The organism is Dinghuibacter silviterrae (assembly GCF_004366355.1).
Lineage (GTDB): Bacteria > Bacteroidota > Bacteroidia > Chitinophagales > Chitinophagaceae > Dinghuibacter > Dinghuibacter silviterrae.
The window spans coordinates 2964169-2989517 of the sequence record NZ_SODV01000001.1; the positions used below are offsets into that span (position 1 = coordinate 2964169).

The following is a 25349-nucleotide window of genomic DNA, read 5'->3' on the forward strand; positions in this document are numbered from 1 at the left end:
TATGCGTCGCTATATACTTGTCCTTTTGTGTGCCAGCCTGGCGGGGTGTGAAAAGTATGTCAACATCAAGACCCAGGGGACCCTGGTGCCCGGGTCCTACGAGAACTACCGGGAGATGCTCGACAATACGAGTGAATGGGAACCCGCGCCTTTCCTAGGGGACTATGCCTCGGACGATGTACAATTCGTGGACAGCAGCGCCCAGGTCGTCTCGCTGTCTTCCGACGATTTCTATGCGCACATCACCAATTGCTACCGCTGGCTTCCGACCATCTATCTGCTCGGGACCTACTATGCCGAGGACGACAACTGGAACGCCCTCTACAATACCATCGCGTACGCCAATATCGTGATCACCGAGGCGCCCAGTGCCACCGGCGCCACCCCGGCACAGATCCGGGAACTGATCGCGGAAGCCCTGGTACACCGGGCGGATGCGTATCTCGGCCTGGTCAATACTTATGCAAAACCTTATACCGCGGCTACGGCATCCACCGACCTCGGCGTGCCCCTGGTGCTGACGGAAACGACGACCCAGTCGCTGACCCGGGCTACTATGCAGGACACCTACACGCAGGTCCTCAAGGACCTGCGCACGGCGCTGCCGTCTCTTCCCGCGACCCAGGCCTTCAATACCCTGCCGTCTATCCCGGCTGTTTTCGGAGAACTGGCCCGTTGCTTTCTCTACATGAACGAATACGACAGCGCGGCAAAATACGCGGACAGCGCCTTGTCCTACCGGAACACACTCGACGACCTGACCCAGTATCAAAGCATTTCCGCGGCCAACTATCCCTTGCGGAAGGCCGACCCGGAAGTCCTGTTGTCCAAGGTAGCGGGAGACGGGGTGAGCGGCTATCCGCCGACCGCCATGCGGTTGAGCGATACGCTGTTGCACGTGTTGGATACAACCGACCAGCGCTATGTATTGTTTACCACAGACGGATCCAACATCGGGTTCGGCTATACCGGCCGCTATTTCTACAAGGACGCCGCCATGGGTGAGGCCCGGAACGACGGCCCCTCGGTACCCGAAATGATGCTCATCAAGGCGGAAGCCCTGGCGCGCGCCGGGGACGCAAGCGGCGCGATGAACTGGGTGAACGCGCTTCGGCAAAAGCGGTTCGTCAACTACGTTCCGCTGACTGCCACGAATGCAGCCGATGGGTTACAAAAGGTCCTCCAGGAACGCGAACGCGAGTTCTTTTGCCGGATGCTCCGGTGGTGGGACATGCGCCGTTTGAAAAGCGATCCCACCTTCCAGGAGACCCTCACGCGCGTCTTTGAGGGCGTGACCTATACGCTGGCGCCCACCAGCAACCGGTATGTATTCCGGATATCCGATTACGACGAAAAACTCAACCCGGAGATTCAACAAAATCCATAATTATAGCCATGAAATTTGTTTGGAAGTGGCTGTGGCTGGGCTGTCTGACGACAGCCTCCGCCCAGTCCGTGGAAAAGATGACGGTCACGCCCCAGGCGCCGGTGCCCGGGCAAACCATCCGGATCAGGTACAACGCGTTTAACGGCCCCTGGACCGCCGTCGTTTACGAATATGATTCCCTATACCACTGGCACACGTTGGATCTCCCGCTCCGGCCCTCCGGAGACACCGCCTGGGCCGCCGATGTTGCCGTGCCCGGAGACGCCGGTTTTCTCGCCTTCGCGTTTTATAAGGGGGACACCCTCGTGGACCACAATGGCGATGCCGGGTACGCGGTCTTGCTCCGTTCCAGCGCGGGTGGCTTCGCACCGGGCGCCGAGGCGGGCTGGGGTTTGCTCCGTTCCCCACACTACAACCTGGGCATCCCGGGATATTTCGGTGAATTCAGCATCAGTGATACCGCCACCTATATGTGGCTGAGCAACGAGGTGTTGCGGCATCCTTTTGTGGCGCCGCACGTGTTGGTGATCCCGTATGTGGAAGCGATGACACGGGCCTTTCCGGACGAGGCCCCCGCGCGGCTCCAGCGGGTGGCGGCTTATTTCCGTCGCCAGGCGCGTCCCGGCCAGGCGGACCAGGCGCACCTTTTCTGGATCGAAAAACGGTTTTTACGCGACACGCTTGCCGCCGATTCCATCTACACCTCGGCCCTGGCTTTGTATCCCCATGGTGAACTGGCCAAATGGACGGCGTATCATGCCCTGCAGACCGTACGCTCCATGCAGGACCGGCTCACCGCTTCGGAGCGGTTTCTGACGGACTTCCCTTCCCGGGACGACCGTCTGGATGCCGAACTGGAGATCGACTACAGCAAAGTCTATCGCAATGTCTTTATGATCGCCGTAGCCACGGGGGACACGGCCGCGATCAACCGCTGGCTCCCGACGGCCCCCTTCGACCGTCTCCCCGAACTTTATTACAAGGCCATCCAGATTCCTTTCGACGACCATAAAAGCCAAACGGCCGCGCAGGTTTACCCGCTGGCGGCCCGTATCCTGGAGTGCGTGGACCGGGCGGCCCCCTATCCGTACCTGTCTCCTTTGCAGTGGACCCGGTACACCACCCAGGCGCTGACATACGAGCGCCTCACCCAGGTCGATATTTTAAGGGGCGTGGGGCGGAACAAAGAAGCCCTCACCCTGGCCCGTCGCCTCCAGCAGATCCTGCAATACCGCTCCGCCCGGCTCAACGAAGCAGAAGTGATGCTCCTTCCCGAAAAGGAGCGCCTGCCCGTGATGCGCGAGAGCGTCCGGCTGGACGAGGCTACGGCGTATATCCTTGACCAGTTGAAGGCGTGGTACCTGCGGCAACACCCCGAGGGTGACGCCGATGCGTACCTGGAAAGCCTGAAGGACACACAGACGATGGCGCTGATGCGGGCGCGCGTGGCAAAGGAACAGAAGCGTCTGCCGGCACCGGCCTTTTGCCTGGCGGAGCGCAACGGCGACTCCGTCCGCCTGGAGCAAATGAAGGGCAAGGTCGTTGTCCTTGACTTCTGGGCGACCTGGTGCGCGCCCTGTAAGGCGGGGATGGCCGGGATGAAGATGCTCATGGACCGGTATGCTGCGGATACCAATGTGGTTTTCTTCTTCATTGATACGCAGGAATCCACACCCGACTATCGGGAGAAGGTGACGTCTTTCCTGCGGGCGCAACACTACGACCGCTTCCGCGTCCTGTTCGACAACGGGGAGGACACGTACAAACGCTATGCGGACCTGATCCACACCTCGGGTATCCCCTTCAAGATCGTGATCGACGCGGAGGGCCGGATCAATTTTGCCAACATCGGTTATTTCGGAAGCCCGCTGGGTCTGGCGGACGAAATGGACGCGATGATCCGGCTGGCCCATGCAGATCGGCCCGTACATTACGAAGGCAACGGCATCCATTTTGGCGGCACCCTGACCATGCCCGATGGCAAAGGCCCCTTCCCCGCCGCCGTGCTGATCTCCGGCACCGGCCGCCAGGATAGGGACGGCACCATGGCGGGTCACAAGATGTTTGCCGTGATCGCCGACAGCCTCCGCCTTCACGGCATCGCCGTGTTGCGCGTCGACGACCGCGGGGTGGGAGAGACTAACGGGAACTTTGATTCCGCCACGACAAAAGATTTTGCCAACGACGCGCTGACCGGGCTTCATTTTCTCCAGCGCATTCCGGGTATCGACCCGCACCGGGTCGGTTTGATCGGGCATAGTGAGGGAGGCGCGGCCGCCTGCATCGCGGCCTCGGAATCGGCGGATGTAGCCTTTGTCGTAAGCCTCTCTGGGCCGGGGGTGAACGGATTACAAGCGTTGCTCACGCAAAACCGCCAGTTGATCGGGGGCTCACCCGCCACTGATGTCAACAAACAGCGCTTTGATTCGGTGACGACGCTGTTGCTCCAGACCGTGTATGCCCATGCCGGCGATACCGACCTGGAGCCCGTTTTAAGAAGCACCTACGCCGCATGGGTGCGCCGCGACAGCGTTTTCATATCGGGACTGCCACAAAAAAAGACGGACCATTTCTTTTTCCCTTTTGAAAGCTATGTCCGTCAGGCCGTGGGTCCCTGGTACCGCGGCTTTATCTCCTACGAGCCCGCGCAGGTGCTCCCGCGTATCCACGTGCCCGTGCTGGCGATCAATGGGGCTCAAGACGTGATCGCGTCCGCGTCCGAAAATTTACAAGGCTTCCGCCGCTATACGTCTCCCGGCTTGCTCCAAACCTACGAGGTCCCCGGTGTGAACCACCTCTATCAACATTGTCACACATGCACGACGGCGGAATACGCCAGTTTGACGGAGACCTTCGCCCCGGAAGTACTGGACCGCATTCGTTCCTTTATTCTTCTTTAAGGCTATCCACCGGCCGCGCGACGGCCGCCCTAAAACTCAGCCACCCCGTCGTGCCCAGCGCGATAAAGACAAGCACCACCACGGGCACGACCCATTGCCACCACGTAAGCGGCGCGCGGAACGCGTACCCGTCCAGCCACCGGCGGATGACGAGAAAAGCCAGCGGCAAGGCGCCGAGGCTGCACCAAAGGATCAGCCGGACCACGTCCCAGGTCAGGAGCCCCAGGATGTGCCGGACCGAAGCGCCCAACACCTTGCGCACGCCGATCTCTTTTGTCCGGCGCGCGGTGGTGTAGGCCGTCAGCCCCAGCAGCCCCATACAGGCGATCAGGATGGCCAGGGAAGAAAAGACCAGGATGGTGCGGCTGAACTGGATCTCCTGGCGGTACTGCCGGCTGTAAAAATCGTCGAGGTAAAAGAAGTCGAAAGAAGATTCGGGGAAAAAGCGGTCCCAGACGGGTTTTAGCAGGGCGGGGGCGTCCGTGGAGGCTATTTTTATGGAAAAATATTTCACAGGCACCCAGCCCAGTTTGGGATCCATGCATAGGACGATCGGCGTAAAGGGTTTTTGTAAGGACTGCTGGTGATAATCCCGGACGACCCCGAGGACCACGTCCGGGCGGCTGTCGATCGTTTCCAGCCACACCTTTTGTCCGACGGCCGCCGCCGGACTGGCAAAGCCAAACTGCCGGACCGCGGATTCGTTCAGCACCACGCCCGTGGAGTCACCGGGGCGGGTGATGTCAAACCCCCGGCCCGCGACGAGCTGCAGGCCATACGCGTCGATAAAGTCGTGGTCGACCCGGAGCATTTCGTACAACCGTTCGTCGCTTTTTGGTGCGCCGTACCTTCTGTTCGCACCGAAGGTCGCGACTTCCTTGCCCGGGACGGCCCCCGAGGCGGTCACCGAAATGACACCGGGTAGGGCCAGGAAAGCGGTCTTGGCGTCCGGCATCTTGTGGTTCAGGTCCGAACCGGCCCCCGGCGCTTTGACCACCACCGTCTGGGCCAGCCGGACCCCGGTATTTTGGCGGCTCATAAAGTCCATTTGCCGGTAGACGGCGATCGTGCCCGCGATCAACACCAGCGACGCGCCGAACTGGAATGCCACCATCGCCTTGCGCATCCGCACGCCCCGGGCGGAAAAGGTAAACCTGCCCTTGAGGACGATGGCCGGTTGCAAACGGACCAGGACGAGGGCGGGGTAGATACCGGAGGCCAGAGCGGCGACTGTCAGCAGGACCGCGATTCGTAGTACGACCATCCAGTCGAACAAAAACCCGCTTACGCCAAAGTGTTCCACCAGCCAGGGCCCGCTGAACGCCACCACCGGCAGCGCCAAAAACGCGGCACACAGAAATATCCCCGCGGATTCCGCCAGAAACTGCGCCACCAGAAAGGCCGGCAACGCCCCGCTGACCTTTCGGATCCCCACCTCCCGTGCCCGGTCAAGGGCTTTGGTCGTGGCGAGGTTGATATAGTTCACACAGGCGATGAGCAAAATCAGGTAAGCGATCACGTCCAGCAGGTCGATGGCGAAACGGTTACCCTTGACCTCGATCTCATAAGATTTGGCGGGGTTGAGGTGGATGTCGGGCAGCGGCACGAGATGGATGGCCCAGCGCAGGTCTTTGAGCGCCGGCCCCGTCTTGTACCGTTCGGCCACGGCCGGGAAACCCGCCTCTATCGCGTGGATGTCCGCCCCCGGGGTGAGTTGTACAAACGTATAGCTTTCATGCATGTACCAAAAGCGCTTTAACCACTCCGGGGTCGTGGCCCAGGAGATCAGAAAGCTGAACTGCATGGTGGAGTTGGAGGGAATGTCTTTGAACACCCCCGTGACCGCACAGTGCAGGGTGCCTGCTTCGGTGCTGACGTCCAGGATACGACCCATGGGATCGGCCTGTCCGAAATACTTGCGCGCGGCAGAGGCGGACAGGACGATGGTGTTGACTTCCCTAAGGACCGTGGCGGGGTCGCCTTTGAGTAAAGGGTAGGCGAAAAAAGAAAAAAAATTGCTATCGGCATAACACACATGTTCCTCGCGGAATTTGACTTCCCCATACCGCACGACGCGTTCCGAATTGTACCAGTTGATCCGGGTGTACGACGCAATCCCGGAGAGGTTGTCTTTGATCGCCGGCGCATACCCGTTGGTGCTCGTGGGCCAGTCGTCGGTCATGTCGTTCCCCCGGTAGAAACGGCTCTCCACGCGGTAGATGTTGGGGGCATGCATGCGGTCAAAACTCCGTTCAAAACGGGTATACCCCCCGATCAGAACAAAGGAAGCGATCCCCAGGGCAAGCCCCAGCACGTTGAGCGCGGTGTAGGTTTTGTGCCGCGACAGGTGACGCCAGGTCACTAAGAGAATATTGCGGATCATCCGAGCACCCCTCCCAGGGCGGCTGCTATAAGTGTGTTCAAAAGATTGACCATATTGTTCGTCAGCTTGCCCTGGCGCTCCAGGGTCGCCCCCAACACCGAATCCGCCAGGTTGCCGACGGTCCCCGCAAAAACAACGGCCAGCACCCCCGGCCCCCAACTGCTCCCCATGGCATACACGATGGCCACCAGACAGGACCCGAAAAGCCCTGTCAGCAGGCCTTCCAGGCTGATCACCCCGTCCATCCCGGCCGTGTCCGGTCCCCAGGTGATGATGTTGATAAACTTCCGGCCGTAGACAATCCCCAGTTCGGAGGACAGCGTGTCCGCGGTGGCCGACGACAATGCCGCCGCCATGGCCACAAACAGGCGCGGCCGCTGGGCCGGCAGCAGGATCATCAATATGCCCGCGAGGGCGGCCACGCCGCCGTTGGCAAAGACCTGGCCGCTGTAGCGTTTTTCCTGGTGACGGACGCCTGAATAGGGGCTGTGTTTTTCTTCCCGTCTCCACGCGGTGGCGAGGGTGGCCAGGACGAAAAAGGTGGCCAGCAAGGCCAGCCCCGCGTACCCTGCCCCGGTGTAGATGAACATAGCCACCAGCCCCCCGGTCAAACCGGCCCCGGGTGTGAGTTTTCTCCAATAAATGGCGGCCGTGACGCCGGCCCCGACGATGACAATGGCGGGTATGTCCTGGGTCATGATAACCCAAGGATACAAAAAATCCTCATTCCGAGCGAAGGCTTTTCACCGGGTTGGCAAGGGCCGCCCGGATCGCCCGGAAGCTGATCGTCACCAAGGCCAGGCCCAGCGCGGAAATGCCCGCCAACGCAAAGATCCACCAGGCGATCCCCGTCTGGTAGGCAAAGTTTTCCAGCCAGCGGTGCATGGCCATCCAGGTCAACGGGATGGCGATGACCAAGGCGATGGACACCAAACGGAGGAAATCCCCCGCGAGCAAAAAGACCAGTTGGGTCGCGTTGGCCCCCAGGACCTTCCGGATCCCGATTTCCTTTGTCCTTTTTTCCACCGTAAAGGCAACCAGGCCAAAAAGCCCGAGGCTGGCGATGACGATGGCGACGGCGGCAAAAAGGGTAAAGATCTGTCCCGTTTTTTGTTCCTGGCTATACAGCGCCGCAAACCGGTCGTCGAGGAAATAGTAGTCGAAAGGAAGCTGGTTGTTGAGGGTGGTCCATTCCGTCCGGATGTGGTCCAGCACCCCTTCGACATCCCCGGTATGGATCTTGATCAGGACGCCCCCGAAATTGTGCCCCAGCATCATCATCAGCGGCGCGATCTTTTGCTTGACCGAGGTGTAGTGGAAGTCTTCCACGATACCGACGACGTGCCACTCCTTTTGACCGGAGCCCACGATGATTTTGTCCAGGGCCACCTGGTTGTTTTTATACCCCAGGTCCCGGACGGCGCTTTCATTGATCACGACCGCGCTGGAGTCGCCGGGGAAGTCCGCCGACAGGTTTCGCCCGGTAACGATCGTCATGCCCAGCGTTTTTATATAGTCGTAGTCCACGTGGAAAATGTTGGTGTGGATCTCGCTCGCGGTTTCGTTGTCTTTATTTTCCTTGGCAAAAACCTCGGTTCCGTCCGAACCCATCCCGGGCAGTTCCACAGGCACGTCCCTCGACAGGCTTACGGAAGTGACGCGGGGATCGGCGAGGAGGTGTTGTTTAAACGCGTACTGGTTGGCTTGCAAACCATAGGCGTCCTTTAGGAAAACGACCTGGTCCTTGTCATAGCCCAGCTTTTTGTGTTGCATATAATACAGCTGGCGGTAGACGATCAGGGTGGCGATGATCAGGGACGTCGAAATGATAAACTGGAACACGACCAGCGTGCTGCGGAGCGTACTGCGCCTGCCCGAAGCGGCCTTCCCCCGGAGGACCTGGAGGATCTTGAAAGAGGACAGGAAAAAAGCCGGGTAGACCCCCGCCAGGAACCCGGCAAGGACGACCAGCCCCAGGTCGGTGGCCAGCGCGCCGGGGCTTAGGAAATACCCAAAGGGAAGGCTTTTGCCGGACACCTGGTTGAACCAGGGAAGAAGCAGCCAGACCAAACCCAGGGCCAGGAGCATGGCGGCTAAGGTCAACAGTAAGGACTCCGTCAGGAACTGCGTGACCAGTTGCGACCGGATCGACCCCAGGACCTTCCGGATGCCGATCTCGCGGGAACGGCCCGCAGAGCTCGCTGTAGACAGGTTGGTGAAGTTGACGCAGGCCAGCAACAAAATAAATACGGCCAGGGCCGCAAAGATGTAGACGTATTGACTATCCCCGCCCGGCTCCAGCTCATACTTGGTATGGGATTGAAGGTGGATGTCCCGGACGGGCATCAGGTAAAAGTGCCAGGCGTCGATCGATTTCCGGGCCTCGGCCAGGCTGACCCCCATATCGTGCACGACCTCCGGTACGACGTATTTTTCAACAAGGGGTGGGAGCTGCCGTTCCACCGTTTTCGGGTCCACCCCCTTTTGCAGCAACAGGTAGGTATAAAACCCGATGTTGCTCCACGTATGGTTGTGCATGATCCCCTGGGAGCTCGTTATGCTGAGAAAGGCGTCGAAATGAAAGTGGGTCTGGTCCGGTATCTTGTCGACGACTCCCGTGACCTTGAAGGGGGCCCCACCGGCCAGGAGCAGGGTCTTTCCGAGGCCCGGCTCCCCGCCAAAATACTTTTTCTCAAATGCCCTGGTGATCACCATGCTCGACGGCTCCACGAGGGCCGTACGCGCGTCCCCCTCCACCAGGGGGATGGAAAACAACTGGAGGAAGTTGGAGTCGCACATCGCGATGTTCGTTTCCTTGAAACGTTTGTCCCCATAGTGGACGATCGGAACGGCGGCCTGAAGGATGCGGGTCGAGGCCAGTACGCCGGGGACCGCTTCCTTGATCCCCTCACCCACCGCCACGTCCACGTCCGGGTAATCCGCTATGCCCCCGTTTTGGTTGAGTTGTACCCCGACCCTGTACAACTGGTTTGCGTTACGGTCATAACCCGTTTCCCAGGCGATATAGGCCATCATCAGCAGGCAACACGCCAGGCCGACGGCCAGACCCGTAATATTGATCAGCGAGAAAACCCTGTTTTTCGAAAGGCTTCTCAGGGCGATGCGGAAGTATCTTTTCATATCAATGGCTTATTCAGATCTAAGGCTTTTTACCGGGTTGGCTTTGGCGGCGCGGATGGTTTGGAAACTCAGCGTGAACAACGCCATCAGCAAAATGATCCCGCCCCCCGCGGCAAACACCCACCAACTGATGGTTGTCCGGTCCGCAAAGTTGTCCAACCATACGTGGATGCCCCAGTAAGAAAGGGGAACCGCGATGACAAAGGCCAGCGCGACCAATTTCAGGAAGTCGCTGCTCAACAAGGCGACGATCCTGGCGACCGAGGCCCCCAAGACCTTCCGCACGCCGATTTCCTTTGTCCGTTGACGGGTAGTGAACAAGACCAGCCCCAGGAGCCCAAGACAGGAAATAACGATGGACAAACCGGTCGCCCATGCGAGGAGCCGGGCCGTGTTTTGTTCCGTCGTATACATCGCTGCAATGCTTTTGTCAAAGAACGTATAGTCGAAGTCGTCGTCCGGGTATAGGGTCTTATACGCCGCTTTTATACCGGCGATGGTCTTTGTCCAGTCGGCGCCTTTTTGCAGGGACAGGTGGAGGGTGTAGGAATTGTTATCGCCCCCATGGATCATCAACGGTTTGATCGGGGAGCGCAGCGACGTTTGATAGAAGTCACTGACCACGCCCACAATGAGGTGGCTGTGGTCTTCGCCATCAAGGACATGGTGCCCCAGCGCCTGGTGGGGATCCCGGAACCCCAGCGTACGCGCCAGCGTCTGGTTGATGAGGTATTCCCTGGGTGTATCGCTTGAGGGGAGATTCTGCCCGGCCAGGAGCCGGAGTCCATAGACCCGGATGTAATTGGTGTCTCCTTCCCTAAACTCCGGCTGTATCTTTATCTCCTGTGGCCCCTCTTTGTAGGTAATGCCCATGGCGTTGTAGTTGTCCGAAGCGGGGGGCATCCCCCCCAGGCTGGCGTATTCCACACCCGGCAGCGTATTCACCTTATTGAGCAGGGTATGGTTTCTGTGGTCCGCGGCCGCGTAAACATTCCAGGGAAGATTGACAAAGACGATGGCGTCCTTCCGGTAACCCAGGTCTTTGTGGAGCGCGTAATACACCTGTTTGGATACAAGCAGGGTACCTAAGACAAAAACCTGGGCGATGACGAACTGGAAAACCGTGAGCGTTTTGCGAAGCCAGGCCTTGCGTGACTTGGTGGCCCCCATTTGGTTCTTTAGCACGGCGATGGGTTTCAAACCCGCCAGCACCCAGGCCGGGTAAAAGCCCGCCATCAGGCTCACCACGACGGTCAGCGCCGCCAGGAACGCCAGGACGCCCGGTGCTGCGAACGGGTGGAAGACAATGCCCTCAGGGGTAAAGTCCGCAAATATTTTTAACAGCGTCGGGGTCAGGGCCGCGCCAATGACCGTGGCCAGCAGCGTCAGGACAAGCGTCTCCCCCAGGAACCGGCGCACCAGTTGCCAGCGGGTGCTCCCCATGGTTTTGCGGATGCCGATTTCCTTCGCGCGCTGGCCGGCCTGGGCCGTTGTCAGGTTGATGTAGTTGATACAGGCCAGGAGCAAGAGGAAGAGGCCCGCCGCCAGCAAACCGAAGAGCGCAGCCTTGTTGGCTGTCCGCGCGCCCAATGGATAGTACGTGGCGTTGAAATGAAGGTCGTTCATCGGCTGGAGCGAGTATACGCTGGATGTATCGTCGGCGTACCTGGCCCGGATCCTGGCCAGTCCTTTGTCCACCTGCACCTTGGTCATCCCCGGTGACAGGCGGACAAAACACCGTTGGGTGCCGTACACGCTGTTCCATTCGTGCGACCAGATATTTTTGAGCTGTCCCGTCAGGGTAGGGTAGGAGATAAACTCCTTGTAATGCAGGTCCGTGTTTTGGGTCAGATCGGCCACCACCCCGGTGACCGCCGTATGGACCGTGTCGTCGTATACAATGGTTTTCCCCAACACCTGCTCCGGTGTCAGCCCCGGGAAATACACCCTCGCCCGGCTTTCGGTTAGGATCACCTGCCCGGGCGCCTTCAGGTCCTGGTGCGGATCGCCTGCCAGCCAGCGGTACCCGAACATCGGGAAATAGTGGGCATCGGCAAAGACAATATCCGTTTGCCCCTTAAACGGTCTTGCCGCTTTGGCGGGCAAAACGGTCGCGTCATGTTCGTAAAACGTCGTCACCGTTTCCACCCCCGTCAGGTCTGTCCGGATCGCGTCCGGGAGCACGCCCGGCACACCGCCGTTGGGATAGCTTTCCCCGTTCATGCGCATATCCGTCACCACCCGGTACAACCGGTCCACCCCCGGCTCGAACTTGTCGAACCCGAAGTCGTAACGGACGATCAGGAAGATGACGACGGAAGCGCAGATGCCGATCACAAGACCGGCCACGTTGATCAATGCAGATACTTTGTTCCGGCGGAAAGACCGCAGGGCCGTCAGAAGGTATTGCTTCAGCATACCTATCTACGAAAAAAACCGTACCACCCCGGTATTCGCTGATTTACAACGAGTCCAATCCGAAGAACTGTCCGTTTTCGATACGCTTTGTGTCCGGTTCCGATACATAGGACACGATCGACAACCGGTCCTGGAGACGGAGCAGGAACGTTCGGTCAAGATAACTTAGCAACAGGTGGTCCGCGATCGCCCGGTGCAGCGTCAGTTCCTGGGAAAACCAGGTCAGACTGACCTTATGTATTTTAATTTCCCTGGCATCCGACGCCAGGAGGTCGAAAACGTAACGATGGTACGGCACCACCTCGTCCCCCATCGGGTCCTTCAGCCCCGGGATCAACCCGCCCAGCTTTTGCATCGCACCCGACAACGCAAAGCTCAATTTAAACGGCAGGGCCGGTTTGGCTTTTGGAAAAGCAAACTGAATATCGTCCCACGTGTGCAGGGGCAACCCCTTTGCAAACGACTGCTGCTGGATGCGAAACTCCGCATGCGTCTTGTACCACACTTCCTGCTCAAAAGCTCCCGTCGCCGAGGCGTCGATGATTTGCCGGTAAGCCAGCCGGATCGTACTCATAACGCAACCCCCAATTGAAAAGTGGCCGTATACCCGTTGGTCGTGTCCCCCGTGATCGTCAGCAGTTCTGACGTATAACTGTCCGAGAAGACCTGGTCCGTCGAATTCGTGATCGTATTCTGGCCATGCGCCGCATAGAGCGTCGAATTATACACCGCCGTGGTGATGCTTTCCGGGAATGCCAGTTGCGTGGTGGATTTCAAAACGGAGTTGACATACACTTCCACGTGGATGTGCGTCACCCGCCCCGTATACCACCCCGGGTAAATCGTGGTGAACTTCACCTGTCCGCTGGCGTCCGTGCTTTGTATGCCCCTCAAAAAGGTTTTCCCTGTATTGTCCTCCGTCCCCAGGTACCCCGACACGCTGTATTCCGAATAATACCCGTCCTTATCGCAATGCCAGATGTCCACCCGCGCGTCTTTTATCGCCGCGCAGTCGTTGTTCGTATTCACCACTGTCAGGGTCAGGCTCAGCGGTACCCCCGTTTTGCCTTCCGTAATATCCGTCCGGTAGATGGCCGAATCCGCGCTCAGGTCGTATGGATAGGGGCCGGCGGTTTCCTGGGGGGTGACCGTGCAGTCGCTGCTTGTGCTTGTCGCTTCGTGCTGTTTTTTGCAGTCTTGCAACAGCGGCGCCAAACCCACGAGGCCGATCAAACCGGCGCCGTTGCGGAGGAAGTGTTTGCGTTCCATCGGGCAAAGCTAAGCGGCCGCGCGCCACGCGGGAGGTGGGATGCGGTGAACGCGGCATTTTCTGCGGTGAATTTTCGGGCGGCCCGCCGTCGGCGCCTCCCGCCCCTGTGGCGCGCCTACTTCTTAAACCGCTCGAAAAACTCCCGCTCATAGCTCGCCCCGATCGGGATTTCCCTCCCCCCGACATGGACCACTTTGTTCCGCACATTCTCAATGCGGGCGAGCGGAACGATGAAGGAACGGTGGACACGGAGAAAGGCCGCCGCCGGCAAACGGTCCAGAAGCATTTTGAGCGTGGTGCGGACGATCAGCGGTTTTCGCCCCTCCAGGTAAATACGCGCATAGTCATCGGACCCCTCGATAAAAACGATGTCCGCAAGGGCCACGGGAACCTGGCCATAGTCCGCCCGGACCACCAGCATCTCCGGCCCGGGGCTCGTTGCCCGGAGCGCCATATATTCCCTCGCCTTTTCCGCCGCCTGTCGAAAACGCTCAAAGGTGATGGGTTTTAGCAGGTAGTCCAGGGCGTTCAGGGTAAACCCCTCCACCGCATAGCCGCTATGGGCGGTCGTAAAAATCACCAGCGGCGCCGGGGACAATGCTTTGTATAAGTCCACGCCCGATTGGGAGGGCATCTGTATGTCAAGGAAAAGGAGATCCACCGGATGCTGCTCCAACCACGCCAGCGCCTCCGTCGGTTTTTGAAACGTTTTTTCCAACCGGAAAAAGGGCACCTCGGCGCAAAGGCGCGCGATCACCCGGAGGGCCGGGGCCTCGTCGTCCACCGCTATGGCGCGGATGAGGGTAGCTTCAGCCATAACAACACGATAAAGTCAAGAGAATTGTTCCGTATCTCCAGCGTATGCGCCCCCGGGTAAAGCAACCGCAGCCGCTCCCGGGTCGTGGCGATGCCGAGCCCGCTTTGTTCCGCGTCCGTCAGCAGCACGTGTACTTTTTTGTTGACCACCTCCATCCGAAGGTCGTCTCGCCCGATCGTCAGGCGGATGTCGATGCGGCTGTCCTCCTCCGGGTTAACCCCATGCTTGAACGCATTTTCGATAAAGGGGATGAGGACCAGGGGCGCGATCTTTTTTCCCCCCGGATCCCCCTCGACCGTAAGGGCCAGGTGGACGCTCCCGTCAAACCGCACCTCCTGGAGCGCCATATAGTCGCGGATGTAAGCGATCTCCTTGTCCAGGGGCACCCTTTCCCGCCCCGCCTCGTGCAACACATACCGCATCATCGCCGCCAGCCGCGCGATCGCCCCCGGCGCCTTGTCCGATTTTTCCAGCGCCAGCGCATACACCCCGTTTAGCGTATTGAACAAAAAGTGCGGGTTGACCTGCGCCTTCAGATACGCCAGCTCCGCCTGGAGCTTCTCCCGCTCCGTCTGCTTCCACCGCTCGCTAAACCGCAGCGCCAGCGCAAACACGATGCAGCCAAGGAATAGGAAGAGGTGGTGGCTGACCTCTATGGCGAGCGTCGGAGCGCCGCCGGGGCCGGGGCCGCGTCCGGGCACCGAGCCCGCGGCGCCTTCCGCGCCGGCTTGCGAGGCGCCCACCGACCCGCCACTGGGCCCGGCGCCGCCAGGGCTGCGCCCGGGTTCCACCCCCGCAGGGTCTTTAGCGCCACTTGGGCCGCGCCCAGTTGCCGCTCCCGCAGGGTCGTTCGCGCCGGGTCGCGAGGCTCCCGCCGATCCGCCGCCAGGCGGCGGCCCACCGGGCCCTTGTCCTGCCTCTGGCTGCGGCCCATCCGCGCCCGATCCGCCACCGGGCTGCGGCCCACCCGGCCCATGCCCCTCATCCGGGGGCGGGCCGCCCGGGCCGCCCTGAGGCGGCTGCGACCTGCCGGCCGGGACATCGTCCCCCGGCGTTGCGGAGGGAGCCGTCCCGGCCGACCGTGCGCCGCCGCTCGTCGCCCCCGGCGTTGCGGCCCCGCCTGGCGCTGCGGCGCGTGCCGCTTCGTCTGTTCGCGCAGCGGCGCTTGTCGCCGCCGGTGCTGCGGTGCCGCCTGCCGCACCCGGCACCGCCATCCCAGCGGGCCCGCCGGGCCGTGCAGCCCCGCGGGCCGCCGCAACCGCGGAAGGCCCGCGCTCCTCCGGGATCACCACATTCGGCAACCAAATAATCAGCACCAGGCAAAGAAGATTGATCCCCCCAAAAAGGAGATACCGCTTTTTGAAGTAAAAGCGGGGCACCCCCCACCCATAGTTGGCGTAGAACAGACCGATCAGGAGGACGTACGAAAGGAGGTCGCGCTGGGTCGGCCTGTTAAGGAGCGTGGTGGAAAGACCGGTGGTTTCCGGGGCAAACAGGATGGGAAGGGCCAGGAAAAGAAGACAGCCCAGGACATGGATCAGGACGGGCGAGGTTTTGCCATTCATCCCGGTAAATTTATAATAAATTAATGCGAATACCGGAAAAACACCCTTGTAGGTACAGCCAATGTTTCCTATAATGCCCCATAAAAAAACTGCATGTTTAGCACCTCCAACAACAATGGATTTACCGTAAAGGCCTACCAGGGGGACGCAAAGACCCTCCTGGCCTTTGACCTCCCGCAAGCCCAGACAAAGGGGCTGGCGGGTTTTACGATTGCGTACACGCCCCCGGGCAGCCAGCCGTTTTTTATCTATAACCAGTTGACCCTCCAGGGGGGACCGGGCAAGGCGCAGGTGGCCACGGAGCCGGCCCAGTCTTCCGCCAACGCGCCCATCCAGAAATTCCGCTGGACCCATGTGCCGGGGAACTTCCACCAGGGAGACCAGGTGACCTACGGAAACTATGTATACCAGGTGACCCCCCGGTACTTTGATCCCGCGGGCGGTCTCCAGCTGATCGACCCGGGTCTGTCGGTCAAAGTGACGATCCCGGTACAACCCTTTGTCAAGGGGAACGTCGCGTTGGGCTTCACCAGGGGTTTTGTACAGTCCCAGGCGTTTGTCCACCACTTTGGCGTGAACGCGCTTTTCAAACCCAAGGGACATGGTCTCCTATACGACACCAGCGCCAGCGCGGGGACCAATTCCAGCGGGCAGTCGTTTTCTTTTGCCCAGGAATATGCATGGTGCGGGTCGACGGCCAGGACCATGATTTTCGACGTCCTGAACGAGGTCCTGAATGATTCGAGCCTCGCGCTGGATATGCTGGCGTATGACCTGGACGAGCCGGACGTGCTCAACATCCTGCTCAAGCTCGCCGCCCAGGGGCGGATCAGCCTCATCCTGGACAACGCCAGCCTCCACACCGATGCCAAAAGGGATAAACCGGAAGACGAGTTTGAGGACCAGTTCAACAAAGTCAAAACGGGCAACGCCTATTGCCTCCGGGGGAAATTCGGGCGCTTTCAGCACAACAAGATCCTCATCGTGAAGAAGGCGGGGAAGGCCGTAAAGGTGTTGTCCGGTTCCACCAATTTCTCCGTCACCGGGATGTATGTCAACTCCAACCACGTCATCCTGTTCAATGACCCCGGCGTCGCCACCACTTACAGCAATATGTTCGCCGAGGCCTGGAACGACCGGACGTCTGAAACGGCTTTTGTTCAGTCCGCCTCCGGGACCCAGTCCATGACCTTAAAACTACCCGGCATATCCGCGGCGAGCGTCACCTTCGCGCCCCATGCCGCCGCCTTCGCCCAGTCCAACCTTCAAAAGATTGCCGACCGGGTCAACCAGGAAACCAGCAGCGTCCTTTTTGCCGTAATGGATACGGGCCCCACTTCTTCCGGCCCCCTGATCCCGGCCCTGGTGGCCCTGCACAGCAAACAGACCGTATACAACGCCGGTATTTCGGACTCCACCAATAACATCAGCCTGTATAAGCCCAACGACCCGGCGGGGATCGCCGTCACCGGAAAGCCTTCCCAGGTGCTGTTGCCGCCGCCTTTTGACAAAGAAGCGTCCATCGGCCTTGGGCACCAGGTCCACGACAAATTTATCGTCTGTGGTTTCAACACCGCGTCCGCCGTCGTATGGCTGGGGTCCTCCAACCTCGCGCTGGGTGGGGAAGAACAAAACGGAGACAACCTCATCGAGATCCACGACACCGACGTCGCCACGGCTTTTGCCATCGAGGCCCTGGACCTCGTGGACCACTTCGACTTCCGCGACCTCCATTCCAAACAAGGTGGAGAAGACACCACCAACCCCGCCACGATGAGCCTCGCCGCCACCGACGCCTGGGCCACCTCCTACTATGATCCCAACGACTACCACACGCGGGAAAGGACGTTGTTCAAATGACCGTCTACCTGGAAACCGATCGGCTGTTGCTCCGGGACTGGCTCGAAACAGATACCGAACCCTACATCCGGATGAACCTGGATCCGGACGTACGCCGGTACTTCCCCGGTCTGGCGGCTCCGGAAGATAGCCTGGCCTCCATCGAAAAAATGCAAAACGACCTCCAATCCCAGGGCTACGGCTTGTTTGCCGTAGCCCTCAAGGGATCGGGGGATTTTATCGGCTTTACCGGTTTCGCCCACCCAGGGTTCGAGGCTTTTTTCACCCCCTCCGAACGCGTGATGCAACGCATCGGCATGGAAAAAACCGGCACCTTTCTTCATCCCCGGCTTCCGGGAGGGCACTGGTTGCAGGAACACGTACTTTACCGTGCTTTTTCCCCATCTCGCAACACGATTTCCCGGTAGCGGCGCGCGCGCATAATCGCCGGCGATAGTTTTGCACCGATGAAATACTGGATCGGCCGCATACACCTATGGCTCGGACTCGCCTCCGGGTTGGTGGTTTTGTTGGTCAGCCTCACCGGTTGTCTTTTTGTCTTCCAGCAGGAGGTGTCGGATGGATGGTATAAGGACCGGTTCTTCGTGACACCGTCGACTACGGCTCTCCCCCTGAGTACACTCCTAACGCACGCCCGCGCCGCACTCGGCACGCCCGTCAACAACGTGACGACCTACGCCGATCCGGCCCGCGCCTGGGAATTCATGTCTTACAAAGAAAACCCCGACGCCCTCACGTACTTCGGCACGCTGGTGTATTACCGTTCCGTTTTTATCGATCCGCACACCGGCCGGATCACGGGGAGCCGGGATTATAAACACGACTTCTTTTTCCTTGTAAAATACCTCCACTGGAGTCTTTTGCTCAATACCCGATACGGGCAACCCATCGTGGGGTGGAGCACCATTGTCTTCGTGGTGCTGCTGCTCACCGGGCTTGTGCTCTGGTGGCCAAAACGGTGGACTCGGGCGGCCCGGCGGCAAAGCTTTTCCATTAAGTGGGGCGCCCGGTTTAAGCGGCTTAACTACGACCTCCATAATGTGTTGGGTTTTTACGTCCTGCTCCTGGCGCTCGTGATGGCGCTGACCGGGTTGGTGTTTGCCTTCGGCTGGATGTCGCGGTGGGTTGGCGCGATCGGGCGGGAGCACGTGGTTGCTGCTCCGCGCGCACAGGCGGTGGCCGCAGCCGGGACCCCGGTTCATGCTGCGCAGACGACTGCCGCTATCGTTGACCCCGGCGCAACAATGACCCTAAACTCCAACGCAGCCCCCGACCCCTTGGACGCCGCCTTCGCCCGCGCAAAGACCCTCCTCCCGGACGCGCGCCGCATCGGTCTCACCCCCCCGGGTGACCGCGACAGCACGATCGCGATAAACGGCTACAGGGGCTGCCGGACCTACTACGACCGCGACGACCTCCTCTTCGACCGCCGCACGGGCAGGCTTTTAAAACGCATCAACTTTATTGAAAGAACCGTTGGCGACAAGCTCCTTAACATGAATTACGACATCCACGTCGGAGCCATCGGCGGCCTGGTCGGTAAGCTACTTGCCTTTATCATCAGCCTCGTCTGCGCAAGCCTGCCGGTGACGGGGTTCCTGGTGTGGTGGGGCAAAAAAAGAAAGCGCCCACGGGCCACGAGCCCGCCCGCAGCGCGCGGGCCAAATCGTTATTCATCGATCACCTCCCAATAAGCCTCTTTCGCCTCCCCCTCCCCATCAAACAAAAGTGGATGATTCTTCCGCCCCGGCACCGGATAGTTGTCCAGCCAGGTGTGCGCGTCGCTGACGTTCCAAAACGTGAGCCCGTTGATGACGGGAGCATATTCCCTGAAAATGTCGAAAACGGTTTTGTATTGCAGCGCTTGCCGGGCGCTGAGTGCCGCGGTAAAGGTGTCGTCGTCGGTGGCAAGGCGGGTGCGGCGGTTCTTTTCCCAGGGGTAATGGGACATATCGATTTCGGTAAACTGCACTTTCAGCCCCAGGGAAGAGAAGCGTTCGATGGCGGCGCGGAGGTCTGCCGGGGTCGGCTCCCAGAGCGACCAGTGCGCCTGGAGACCGACGCCGGTGATGGGAATACCCTCGTCGACGAGGTCTTTGAGGAGACGGTAGACGCGCTCACACTTTTCGGGCCGCTCGGTGTTATAGTCGTTGTAAAAAAGCTGGGCCTGGGGATCCGCGGCGTGCGCGTAGACAAAGGCTTGTTTGATAAAATCCTCGCCGCAGATCCGGAACCAGGGTGAGTCGCGGAGGAACTGGGTGCTGTCGTCCGCGATGGCTTCGTTGACGACATCCCAGGCGTAGACCTTGCCTTTGTAGCGGCTGACCACCGCCGTGATGTGGTCGTGCAGACGCTGCAAAAGCTGCTCTTTGGTCGGGTTGTCCGCAAACATCCACGCGGGCACCTGTTCGTGCCAGCACAGGTTGTGACCCCGGACGCGCAGCCCATGAGCCTGTGCAAAAGCAACAATCGTATCGGCCGCCACAAAATTATACCGGGCCGGGCCGGGGTGGATGGGCGCCATCTTCATGGCGTTTTCCGGGGTGAGGCTGTTAAACTGCGCCAGCACCAGCGGATTGCCCAGGTCGCGCGGTGTAACGGCCACGCCTATCGGAAATTCGTCCCGGAAATAGTCCTTTAGCCCCGGTTGCATCGGCGTTTCGGGGGGACCCAAGTAGCAGGGCCGGGCGCCGCCGAGGTCGATGACCAGCTTTTGCAAAACGACACCCGGGTCGACCTTCCAGAAGTGCAGCACGTGTGCGCCGAAACGGTCGATCCGGACCGTGTGTGAAACGATGCTGATGTTGTCCGCCACCATCTTGTTCCACACCGGGCCTTCCTGCTCCGCCGGCAAAGAAAGGGTGACCGGCGCACCGTCGTCCACCGACACCGCAAACCGCCGTCCGCCCTTACCTTCATAGCTAAGGGTGGGGGAGCAGTAGCATTGCACGGTGGCGTTGCCGGTATCAAAAATATAAAAAGGGTAGTCGAGGTGTGCGTCGTCGCCCGTGGAGGCGGTCATGCCTGCTCCGACCTTTCCCACGCCGTCTATACGCATCCAGTTGCCCGCGGCCTTCGTATAGTGCGCCGCGTTCATCGCGACGTAGCCGTCGTTTTCGACAAAACCCTCCGTTGGGACATTGCCGGAGACGCGGCCCTGGACCATCAGGCGGACGGTGACGCTTTTTCCCGTCGAGGAGGTGATGGTCACGGTCGCGCTGGAGGCGCCCGGGGGGGCGTCCTTGGTAACGGCGACCCATAGCCGCTGCTCTGTGGTCACACGACCGCGGGCCACTGGCGCTGCGCCGCCTGCCGCGGGCACTGCACCGCCGTCAGCCGCAAATCGCCCGCCCGCGGCCACCGGGCCCGCCGCCCACACCCGCACCCACGGTGCACTCACCGTCACCGTATAATCGAAGGGCTCCGTTCCCCGGTTAAAAATGTCGATATAATGCCGCTGCGGCAAATACACCGTAAACCACGGCAACACCGCCACCCCGGTGGCCGGGGCAGCCGGCACACCCGAAAGCACCCCATGCGCGCCCTCAAAACCATTGGGGTCCCCGGGCCGGTTGACCACCCGGAAGACGGCCGCGCCCCCCGCGCTGTCTGCGATGCGGGCGGGTTCACCTTCTCCCCACCAGGCGTCCGAGCCTTCGACCGCAACACCCATAAGCGGGCTGGAGGGCAATGCCAAAACCGAAATTTTCGGCATGGTGTTCCTGCGTGGCTCCTGCCAGTACGTATAGCCGATGTGCGTCTGGTCCATCATGTGGATCCATTTGCCACCTGCGAGGTCGTGGTTGTATTGATAGGACAGTAAGGAGTCCCGTATAAAATCGACCTTGACGCTGTCGGCGAGGTCGTTGGCCGACGCCCGCCCCTGGGCGGTATACAAATTGTTGAGCCCCGCATGAGCATACAGGTCCCCCAGGTTGGCACACGCCTGGATCGGGAAAAGCACCAGTTCGAAAAAAGCATCTTTCTGATCGGAAGGCAGCGTGGCATACAGCGCCTCGGCCTGGGTGCGCAAAAGATCATAGGCCGCCGTCACCTTTTCCGACTCACGGTAGTGAAGGAGGCTGTAGGTATCCGGTGCCAGCAACTCGGGCTTGCGCCGGCTGTTGAAAAAAGTATAGCGCTCCAGCAGGTGGCCGATGGCCACGGCGTGCTCCGGTCCAAACTGTTCCGTTGCCCAGCGGCGCGCATAAGCGGCGACCTTGGCGGCGTCCCAGTGCGCGGGATCCCAGGCATAGTCAAGGAAAAAGCTGATTGGGTATTCCATGGGCTTCAGGTCTCCCACATTGACCACCCAGATCTGGCGCACGTCGTGGTCGTACGCCAGGCGCATCTGTTCCCAGGTGCGCGCGATGGAATTCGTGTTGAGCCATTTGTAGTTCCGGGGGCCACCCACATAGTCGAAGTGATAGTAAATGCCATAGCCCCCCTTCCGATGGGGAGCGCCCACCGGAGGCAGCCTGCGGAGGTTACCCCAGTTGTCGTCACACAACAGGAGCGTCACGTCGTCCGGGACGCGCATCCCCTTGTCATAATAGTCCTGGACCTCTTTATACAGCGCCCAGACCTGGGGCACGTCCGCGGGATTTTTCCCCGTCACCTCGTGGATGATCTGGCGCTGGTCGGCTACGATCCGCTCCAGGAGCTCGATGTTGCTCCCCTCGGACATCGGCTTGTCCCCGTCCCCGCGCATCCCGATGGTGACGACGCTTTCGTGCGTACCCATGTTCCCGATGCCTTTTCGCCAAAAATCCTGGAGGACCTTGGCGTTGGTCTCATAGTTCCAGGGCCCCGACCCGTAGCGTTTCCATTCCTGTTGCGCCCGGAGCATGGGCTCGTGGTGAGACGTACTCATGACGATCCCATACCGGTCCGCGAGGACCGGGTTGAGCGTGTCGTCATCATTAAACGCGTTTCCCCACATGGCCGGCCAAAGAAAATTTGCCTTCAACCTCAGTAGGAGTTCGAATATTCGCGTATAGACCTGGTGGTTGACCCCGCCAAACGTCGCCCGGGTCCAGCCCGAAAAAGCGGGCGCCTCGTCGTTGATAAAGATCCCCCGGTACTTCACCCCCGGCGCGCCGGAGTTGTAGGGCAGGTGCTGCACAAACACCGCGGGCTGCTGCCGTACCGGCACGTCCGCCCACCAGTACCAGGGTGACACGCCCATCTCCCGCGACAGTTCCAGCGCCCCATACGTCGCGCCTCTTTTATTGCTGCCGGCGATGACAAGGGCTTTGTCCACGCCCTTGAAGGGGTGGGGCACCACCTGTATGGAAAAGGCATCCCATTGGCCCTTGAGGGTGGACGTCTTCAGCTTGCCTGAGGTGACCAGCCGCCGAATGAGCTGCGACTTTTCCAGCGTGCCGATAACAACGATGTTCATCGCGCCCGCCGTCGCGTGTCCGTCCGCGGTCGCCGGAGGCACCTGCCCCGGGCCGCCGGGCACCACCGCCGACGCCTGCCCCGTCACCTTTTGCAGGTCGCCCGCCAGCCACTGCCCCGCCTGTTGCACGACCCAGTCATCCGCGCTGTCGACGAGGATCGGGGTCCCCGTCAGGGGAAAGGCCCCGGGCGCGGGGTGAAAGGTGACGAGGTCCGGCCCCGCGGCGGCGCCGGGGTCCTGCGCCACGCCCCTGGCGGCGCCAAAGCTCATGCAGACAAGCAAAAACAAAAGGCGGTTCATATAGCAAAGCTTTAAGGGTTATGCGTGCATTAAAAACCGACGGAGTTCCCCCCATCAACGGGCAGCACCACGCCCGTGATATACCTTGCCCCTTCCGAGCACAGGAAGAGCGCCGCTTCCCCAATATCAGAAGGCTCCCCCAGGTTCCCCATGGGCGTCCGCGACAACACCTTTTGCTTGCGCTCGGCGTCCTGGTCGAGGGCCTTGGCGGACATGTCGGTGCGGATAAAGCCGGGGGCGATACAGTTGACCCTGATCCCTAAGGGAGAGAGGTCGATGGCCATGGAGCGCGTCATGCCTTCGATGGCGGCTTTGGACGCGGTGTAGGCGGTCACCTTGGGGATGCCGTATTGGGACGCCATGGAGCTGATGTTGAGGATGGCGCCGGCGCCGTGTTTCAGCATCACTTTGACGACTTCCCGGGAGAGGGCGAACACGGCGGTGACGTTGGTCAGGAGGATGCCCTGGAATTCGGTGTCGGTGACCTCGGTAAAATCCTTTTTCATGTTGATCCCGGCGTTGTTGACCAGGATGTCGATGCGCCCGCGGAGGGCTTCGATCCGGGCCACCACGGCGGGGAGGGTGTCGAGCCGGGTAAGGTCGCATTCCAGGGTAGTACACAAGCCTCCCCACCGGTCTTGCATGGTCTTTAGCTTGTGGAGGTCGCGGCCGAGAATGACGGTGTGGATCCCGGCTTTCATAAATGATTCGGCAATGGCTTTTCCTATACCTGAGCCTCCACCAGTGACGATGGCTGTTTGTTGACTTTTGTCCATCTCTATCGTTTCAGAATGAATATTAATGTAATCGGTTACATAAGGGAGCCACTGATTAGCCTCTTTGGGTGGATGCCCGGACGATCAGCTCCGCCTTTAACAAAATGGTGTTGGTCACTTCGATACCGGACGTCCCGTTGAGGTGGTGGATGAGGTTCCTTGCGGCGACCACACCCATTTCATAACCGGGATAGTTGACGGTCGTGAGGTTGGGCTCGACCACGGTGGAGACCGGGTCGTTGTTGAACCCTGCGATGGCGATGTCTTCCGGAATGCGTAACCCGCTGCGTTTCAGGGCCAGCAGACAGCCGACGGCGCAGTTGTCGTTGGCCACGAAGACACCGTCGGGGAGGGGATCCATCTGCCGGATAAAAGCGGCAGCATCGCCCCCCGCTTCCTGGCTGAGAGTATTCCGGATGATGTTTTCCTCGGCAAAAGGAAGGTGATGATCGGCCAATGCCTGTTTGTATCCCAGTATCCGGTCGCTGTAGACGTTGCTTTTGGAATTCGCCGTGACGTGGACGATCCGCCGGCAGCCCTGCGCGATCAGGTGGCTGGTGACTTCGTAGCTTGCTTTCCTGTTGTCGATCAATACGTTAGCCCAGCGGTTGTCTTCCGCAACGCGGTCGAAAAACAGGAAGGGGATGGACTTCCGCTGGAAAAGGTCGAAGTGGCTCGTGTCGGTGGTGTCATAGGCCAGGGACACGAGAAGGCCGTCGACCCGGTTGTTGAACATGGTCCGGACGCACTGGATTTCCTTGGCGACGGATTCGGACGACTGGCTGATAATCAGGTTGTAACCGGCCTCGTTGGTGACCTTTTCGATCCCCGCGATGACCGTGGACATGAAATAACTGTTCACCCGGGGGATGATCACGCCGATCATGTGGGTCCTCCGGTTGCGCAGGTTCCGGGCGAAGTGGTTGGACCGATAGCCCATTTCCTCCGCCAGGTCCAGGATCTTCTTTTTGGTCTTTTTGCTAACGACCGGATCGTCCTTTAATGCACGGCTGATCGTCGCTACGGAGATATTCAACACCCGGGCGAGGTCATATATAGTTACGTCTTTATCCTGATCCATAGCATCATCAATCAAATCGGTTGCTGCACTAAGATAGGATGAAGGAC

General features: G+C 60.1%; 16 protein-coding genes. 5 read left to right on the forward strand and 11 right to left on the reverse strand.

The window, feature by feature from the left end:
- The first annotated feature begins 1 nt into the window (after window position 1).
- Window positions 2–1387, forward strand: a complete 1386-nt coding sequence (locus EDB95_RS12915) for a RagB/SusD family nutrient uptake outer membrane protein (RefSeq protein WP_246073620.1) — start codon at window positions 2–4, stop codon at window positions 1385–1387.
- A gap of 8 nt (window positions 1388–1395) precedes the next feature.
- Entirely contained in the window at window positions 1396–4287 is a 2892-nt protein-coding gene (locus EDB95_RS12920) for an alpha/beta fold hydrolase (protein WP_133994220.1), read from the forward strand.
- On the opposite strand, the gene EDB95_RS12925 is transcribed toward EDB95_RS12920, so the two are convergent.
- The 8 genes from EDB95_RS12925 to EDB95_RS12960 all read right to left on the reverse strand — a co-directional run bounded on the left by EDB95_RS12925 (window position 4274) and on the right by EDB95_RS12960 (window position 15881).
- Window positions 4274–6649, reverse strand: coding sequence for an ABC transporter permease (locus EDB95_RS12925; RefSeq protein WP_162852581.1), 2376 nt, complete (start codon window positions 6647–6649; stop codon window positions 4274–4276). The two genes, EDB95_RS12920 and EDB95_RS12925, sit on opposite strands and share 14 nt — an antisense overlap.
- A gap of 17 nt (window positions 6650–6666) precedes the next feature.
- Window positions 6667–7368: a DUF92 domain-containing protein gene (locus tag EDB95_RS12930; protein ID WP_133994222.1), complete on the reverse strand. Its 702-nt coding sequence runs from the start codon at window positions 7366–7368 to the stop codon at window positions 6667–6669.
- Between the two features lie 25 nt (window positions 7369–7393).
- Complete coding sequence (locus EDB95_RS12935; protein ID WP_133994223.1) at window positions 7394–9811, reverse strand: ABC transporter permease; 2418 nt, start codon at window positions 9809–9811, stop codon at window positions 7394–7396.
- Between the two features lie 9 nt (window positions 9812–9820).
- On the reverse strand, window positions 9821–12229 hold the full coding sequence (locus EDB95_RS12940; protein WP_133994224.1) for an FtsX-like permease family protein: 2409 nt from the start codon (window positions 12227–12229) through the stop codon (window positions 9821–9823).
- 43 nt (window positions 12230–12272) lie between these two features.
- Window positions 12273–12803, reverse strand: coding sequence for a hypothetical protein (locus EDB95_RS12945; protein ID WP_133994225.1), 531 nt, complete (start codon window positions 12801–12803; stop codon window positions 12273–12275).
- Window positions 12800–13498, reverse strand: a complete 699-nt coding sequence (locus tag EDB95_RS12950) for an intradiol ring-cleavage dioxygenase (protein ID WP_133994226.1) — start codon at window positions 13496–13498, stop codon at window positions 12800–12802. Before EDB95_RS12950 ends, EDB95_RS12945 begins: the two co-directional genes overlap by 4 nt.
- Window positions 13499–13614: 116 nt before the next feature.
- A complete protein-coding gene (locus EDB95_RS12955) occupies window positions 13615–14316 on the reverse strand; it encodes a LytR/AlgR family response regulator transcription factor (protein ID WP_133994227.1) in 702 nt (233 codons plus the stop codon).
- Window positions 14286–15881 (reverse strand): sensor histidine kinase, encoded by a 1596-nt coding sequence (locus EDB95_RS12960; RefSeq protein WP_133994228.1) that lies wholly within the window; start codon window positions 15879–15881, stop codon window positions 14286–14288. Before EDB95_RS12960 ends, EDB95_RS12955 begins: the two co-directional genes overlap by 31 nt.
- Before the next feature lie 93 nt (window positions 15882–15974).
- Here EDB95_RS12960 and EDB95_RS12965 point away from each other — a divergent pair, with 93 nt between their 5' ends.
- The 3 genes from EDB95_RS12965 to EDB95_RS12975 are packed head-to-tail and all read left to right on the forward strand — an operon-like array spanning window position 15975 to window position 19435.
- A complete protein-coding gene (locus EDB95_RS12965) occupies window positions 15975–17741 on the forward strand; it encodes a phospholipase D-like domain-containing protein (protein WP_133994229.1) in 1767 nt (588 codons plus the stop codon).
- Complete coding sequence (locus EDB95_RS12970; RefSeq protein ID WP_133994230.1) at window positions 17738–18148, forward strand: GNAT family N-acetyltransferase; 411 nt, start codon at window positions 17738–17740, stop codon at window positions 18146–18148. The genes EDB95_RS12965 and EDB95_RS12970 overlap by 4 nt, the downstream gene beginning before the upstream one ends.
- 39 nt (window positions 18149–18187) lie before the next feature.
- Window positions 18188–19435, forward strand: a complete 1248-nt coding sequence (locus EDB95_RS12975; RefSeq protein ID WP_133994231.1) for a PepSY-associated TM helix domain-containing protein — start codon at window positions 18188–18190, stop codon at window positions 19433–19435.
- Here EDB95_RS12975 and EDB95_RS12980 read toward each other — a convergent pair.
- From EDB95_RS12980 to EDB95_RS12990, 3 genes are read right to left on the reverse strand one after another with little or no spacing between them, the layout of a single operon-like run.
- Window positions 19411–23445 (reverse strand): glycosyl hydrolase 115 family protein, encoded by a 4035-nt coding sequence (locus EDB95_RS12980; RefSeq protein ID WP_133994232.1) that lies wholly within the window; start codon window positions 23443–23445, stop codon window positions 19411–19413. The two genes, EDB95_RS12975 and EDB95_RS12980, sit on opposite strands and share 25 nt — an antisense overlap.
- A gap of 29 nt (window positions 23446–23474) precedes the next feature.
- Window positions 23475–24221 carry an SDR family NAD(P)-dependent oxidoreductase gene (locus EDB95_RS12985; protein ID WP_133994233.1) on the reverse strand — a complete coding sequence of 249 codons (747 nt, stop codon included), beginning with the start codon at window positions 24219–24221 and terminating at the stop codon, window positions 23475–23477.
- Window positions 24222–24276: 55 nt separating this feature from the next.
- The gene (locus tag EDB95_RS12990; RefSeq protein ID WP_133994234.1) at window positions 24277–25302 is read right to left on the reverse strand and encodes a LacI family DNA-binding transcriptional regulator; all 1026 of its coding nucleotides are present in this window, start codon (window positions 25300–25302) and stop codon (window positions 24277–24279) included.
- Window positions 25303–25349: the final 47 nt, after the last annotated feature.

Bases quoted from the DNA above. Each gene is read 5' to 3' on its own strand.
- EDB95_RS12970 (WP_133994230.1), top strand. From the start codon at position 17,738: ATGACCGTCTACCTGGAAACCGATCGGCTGTTGCTCCGGGACTGGCTC.
- EDB95_RS12950 (WP_133994226.1), bottom strand. From the start codon at position 13,498: ATGGAACGCAAACACTTCCTCCGCAACGGCGCCGGTTTGATCGGCCTC.
- EDB95_RS12985 (WP_133994233.1), bottom strand. From the start codon at position 24,221: ATGGACAAAAGTCAACAAACAGCCATCGTCACTGGTGGAGGCTCAGGT.
- EDB95_RS12915 (WP_246073620.1), top strand. From the start codon at position 2: ATGCGTCGCTATATACTTGTCCTTTTGTGTGCCAGCCTGGCGGGGTGT.
- EDB95_RS12955 (WP_133994227.1), bottom strand. From the start codon at position 14,316: ATGGCTGAAGCTACCCTCATCCGCGCCATAGCGGTGGACGACGAGGCC.
- EDB95_RS12990 (WP_133994234.1), bottom strand. From the start codon at position 25,302: ATGGATCAGGATAAAGACGTAACTATATATGACCTCGCCCGGGTGTTG.
- EDB95_RS12935 (WP_133994223.1), bottom strand. From the start codon at position 9,811: ATGAAAAGATACTTCCGCATCGCCCTGAGAAGCCTTTCGAAAAACAGG.
- EDB95_RS12965 (WP_133994229.1), top strand. From the start codon at position 15,975: ATGTTTAGCACCTCCAACAACAATGGATTTACCGTAAAGGCCTACCAG.
- EDB95_RS12940 (WP_133994224.1), bottom strand. From the start codon at position 12,229: ATGCTGAAGCAATACCTTCTGACGGCCCTGCGGTCTTTCCGCCGGAAC.
- EDB95_RS12980 (WP_133994232.1), bottom strand. From the start codon at position 23,445: ATGAACCGCCTTTTGTTTTTGCTTGTCTGCATGAGCTTTGGCGCCGCC.
- EDB95_RS12960 (WP_133994228.1), bottom strand. From the start codon at position 15,881: ATGAATGGCAAAACCTCGCCCGTCCTGATCCATGTCCTGGGCTGTCTT.
- EDB95_RS12920 (WP_133994220.1), top strand. From the start codon at position 1,396: ATGAAATTTGTTTGGAAGTGGCTGTGGCTGGGCTGTCTGACGACAGCC.
- EDB95_RS12945 (WP_133994225.1), bottom strand. From the start codon at position 12,803: ATGAGTACGATCCGGCTGGCTTACCGGCAAATCATCGACGCCTCGGCG.
- EDB95_RS12975 (WP_133994231.1), top strand. From the start codon at position 18,188: ATGAAATACTGGATCGGCCGCATACACCTATGGCTCGGACTCGCCTCC.
- EDB95_RS12930 (WP_133994222.1), bottom strand. From the start codon at position 7,368: ATGACCCAGGACATACCCGCCATTGTCATCGTCGGGGCCGGCGTCACG.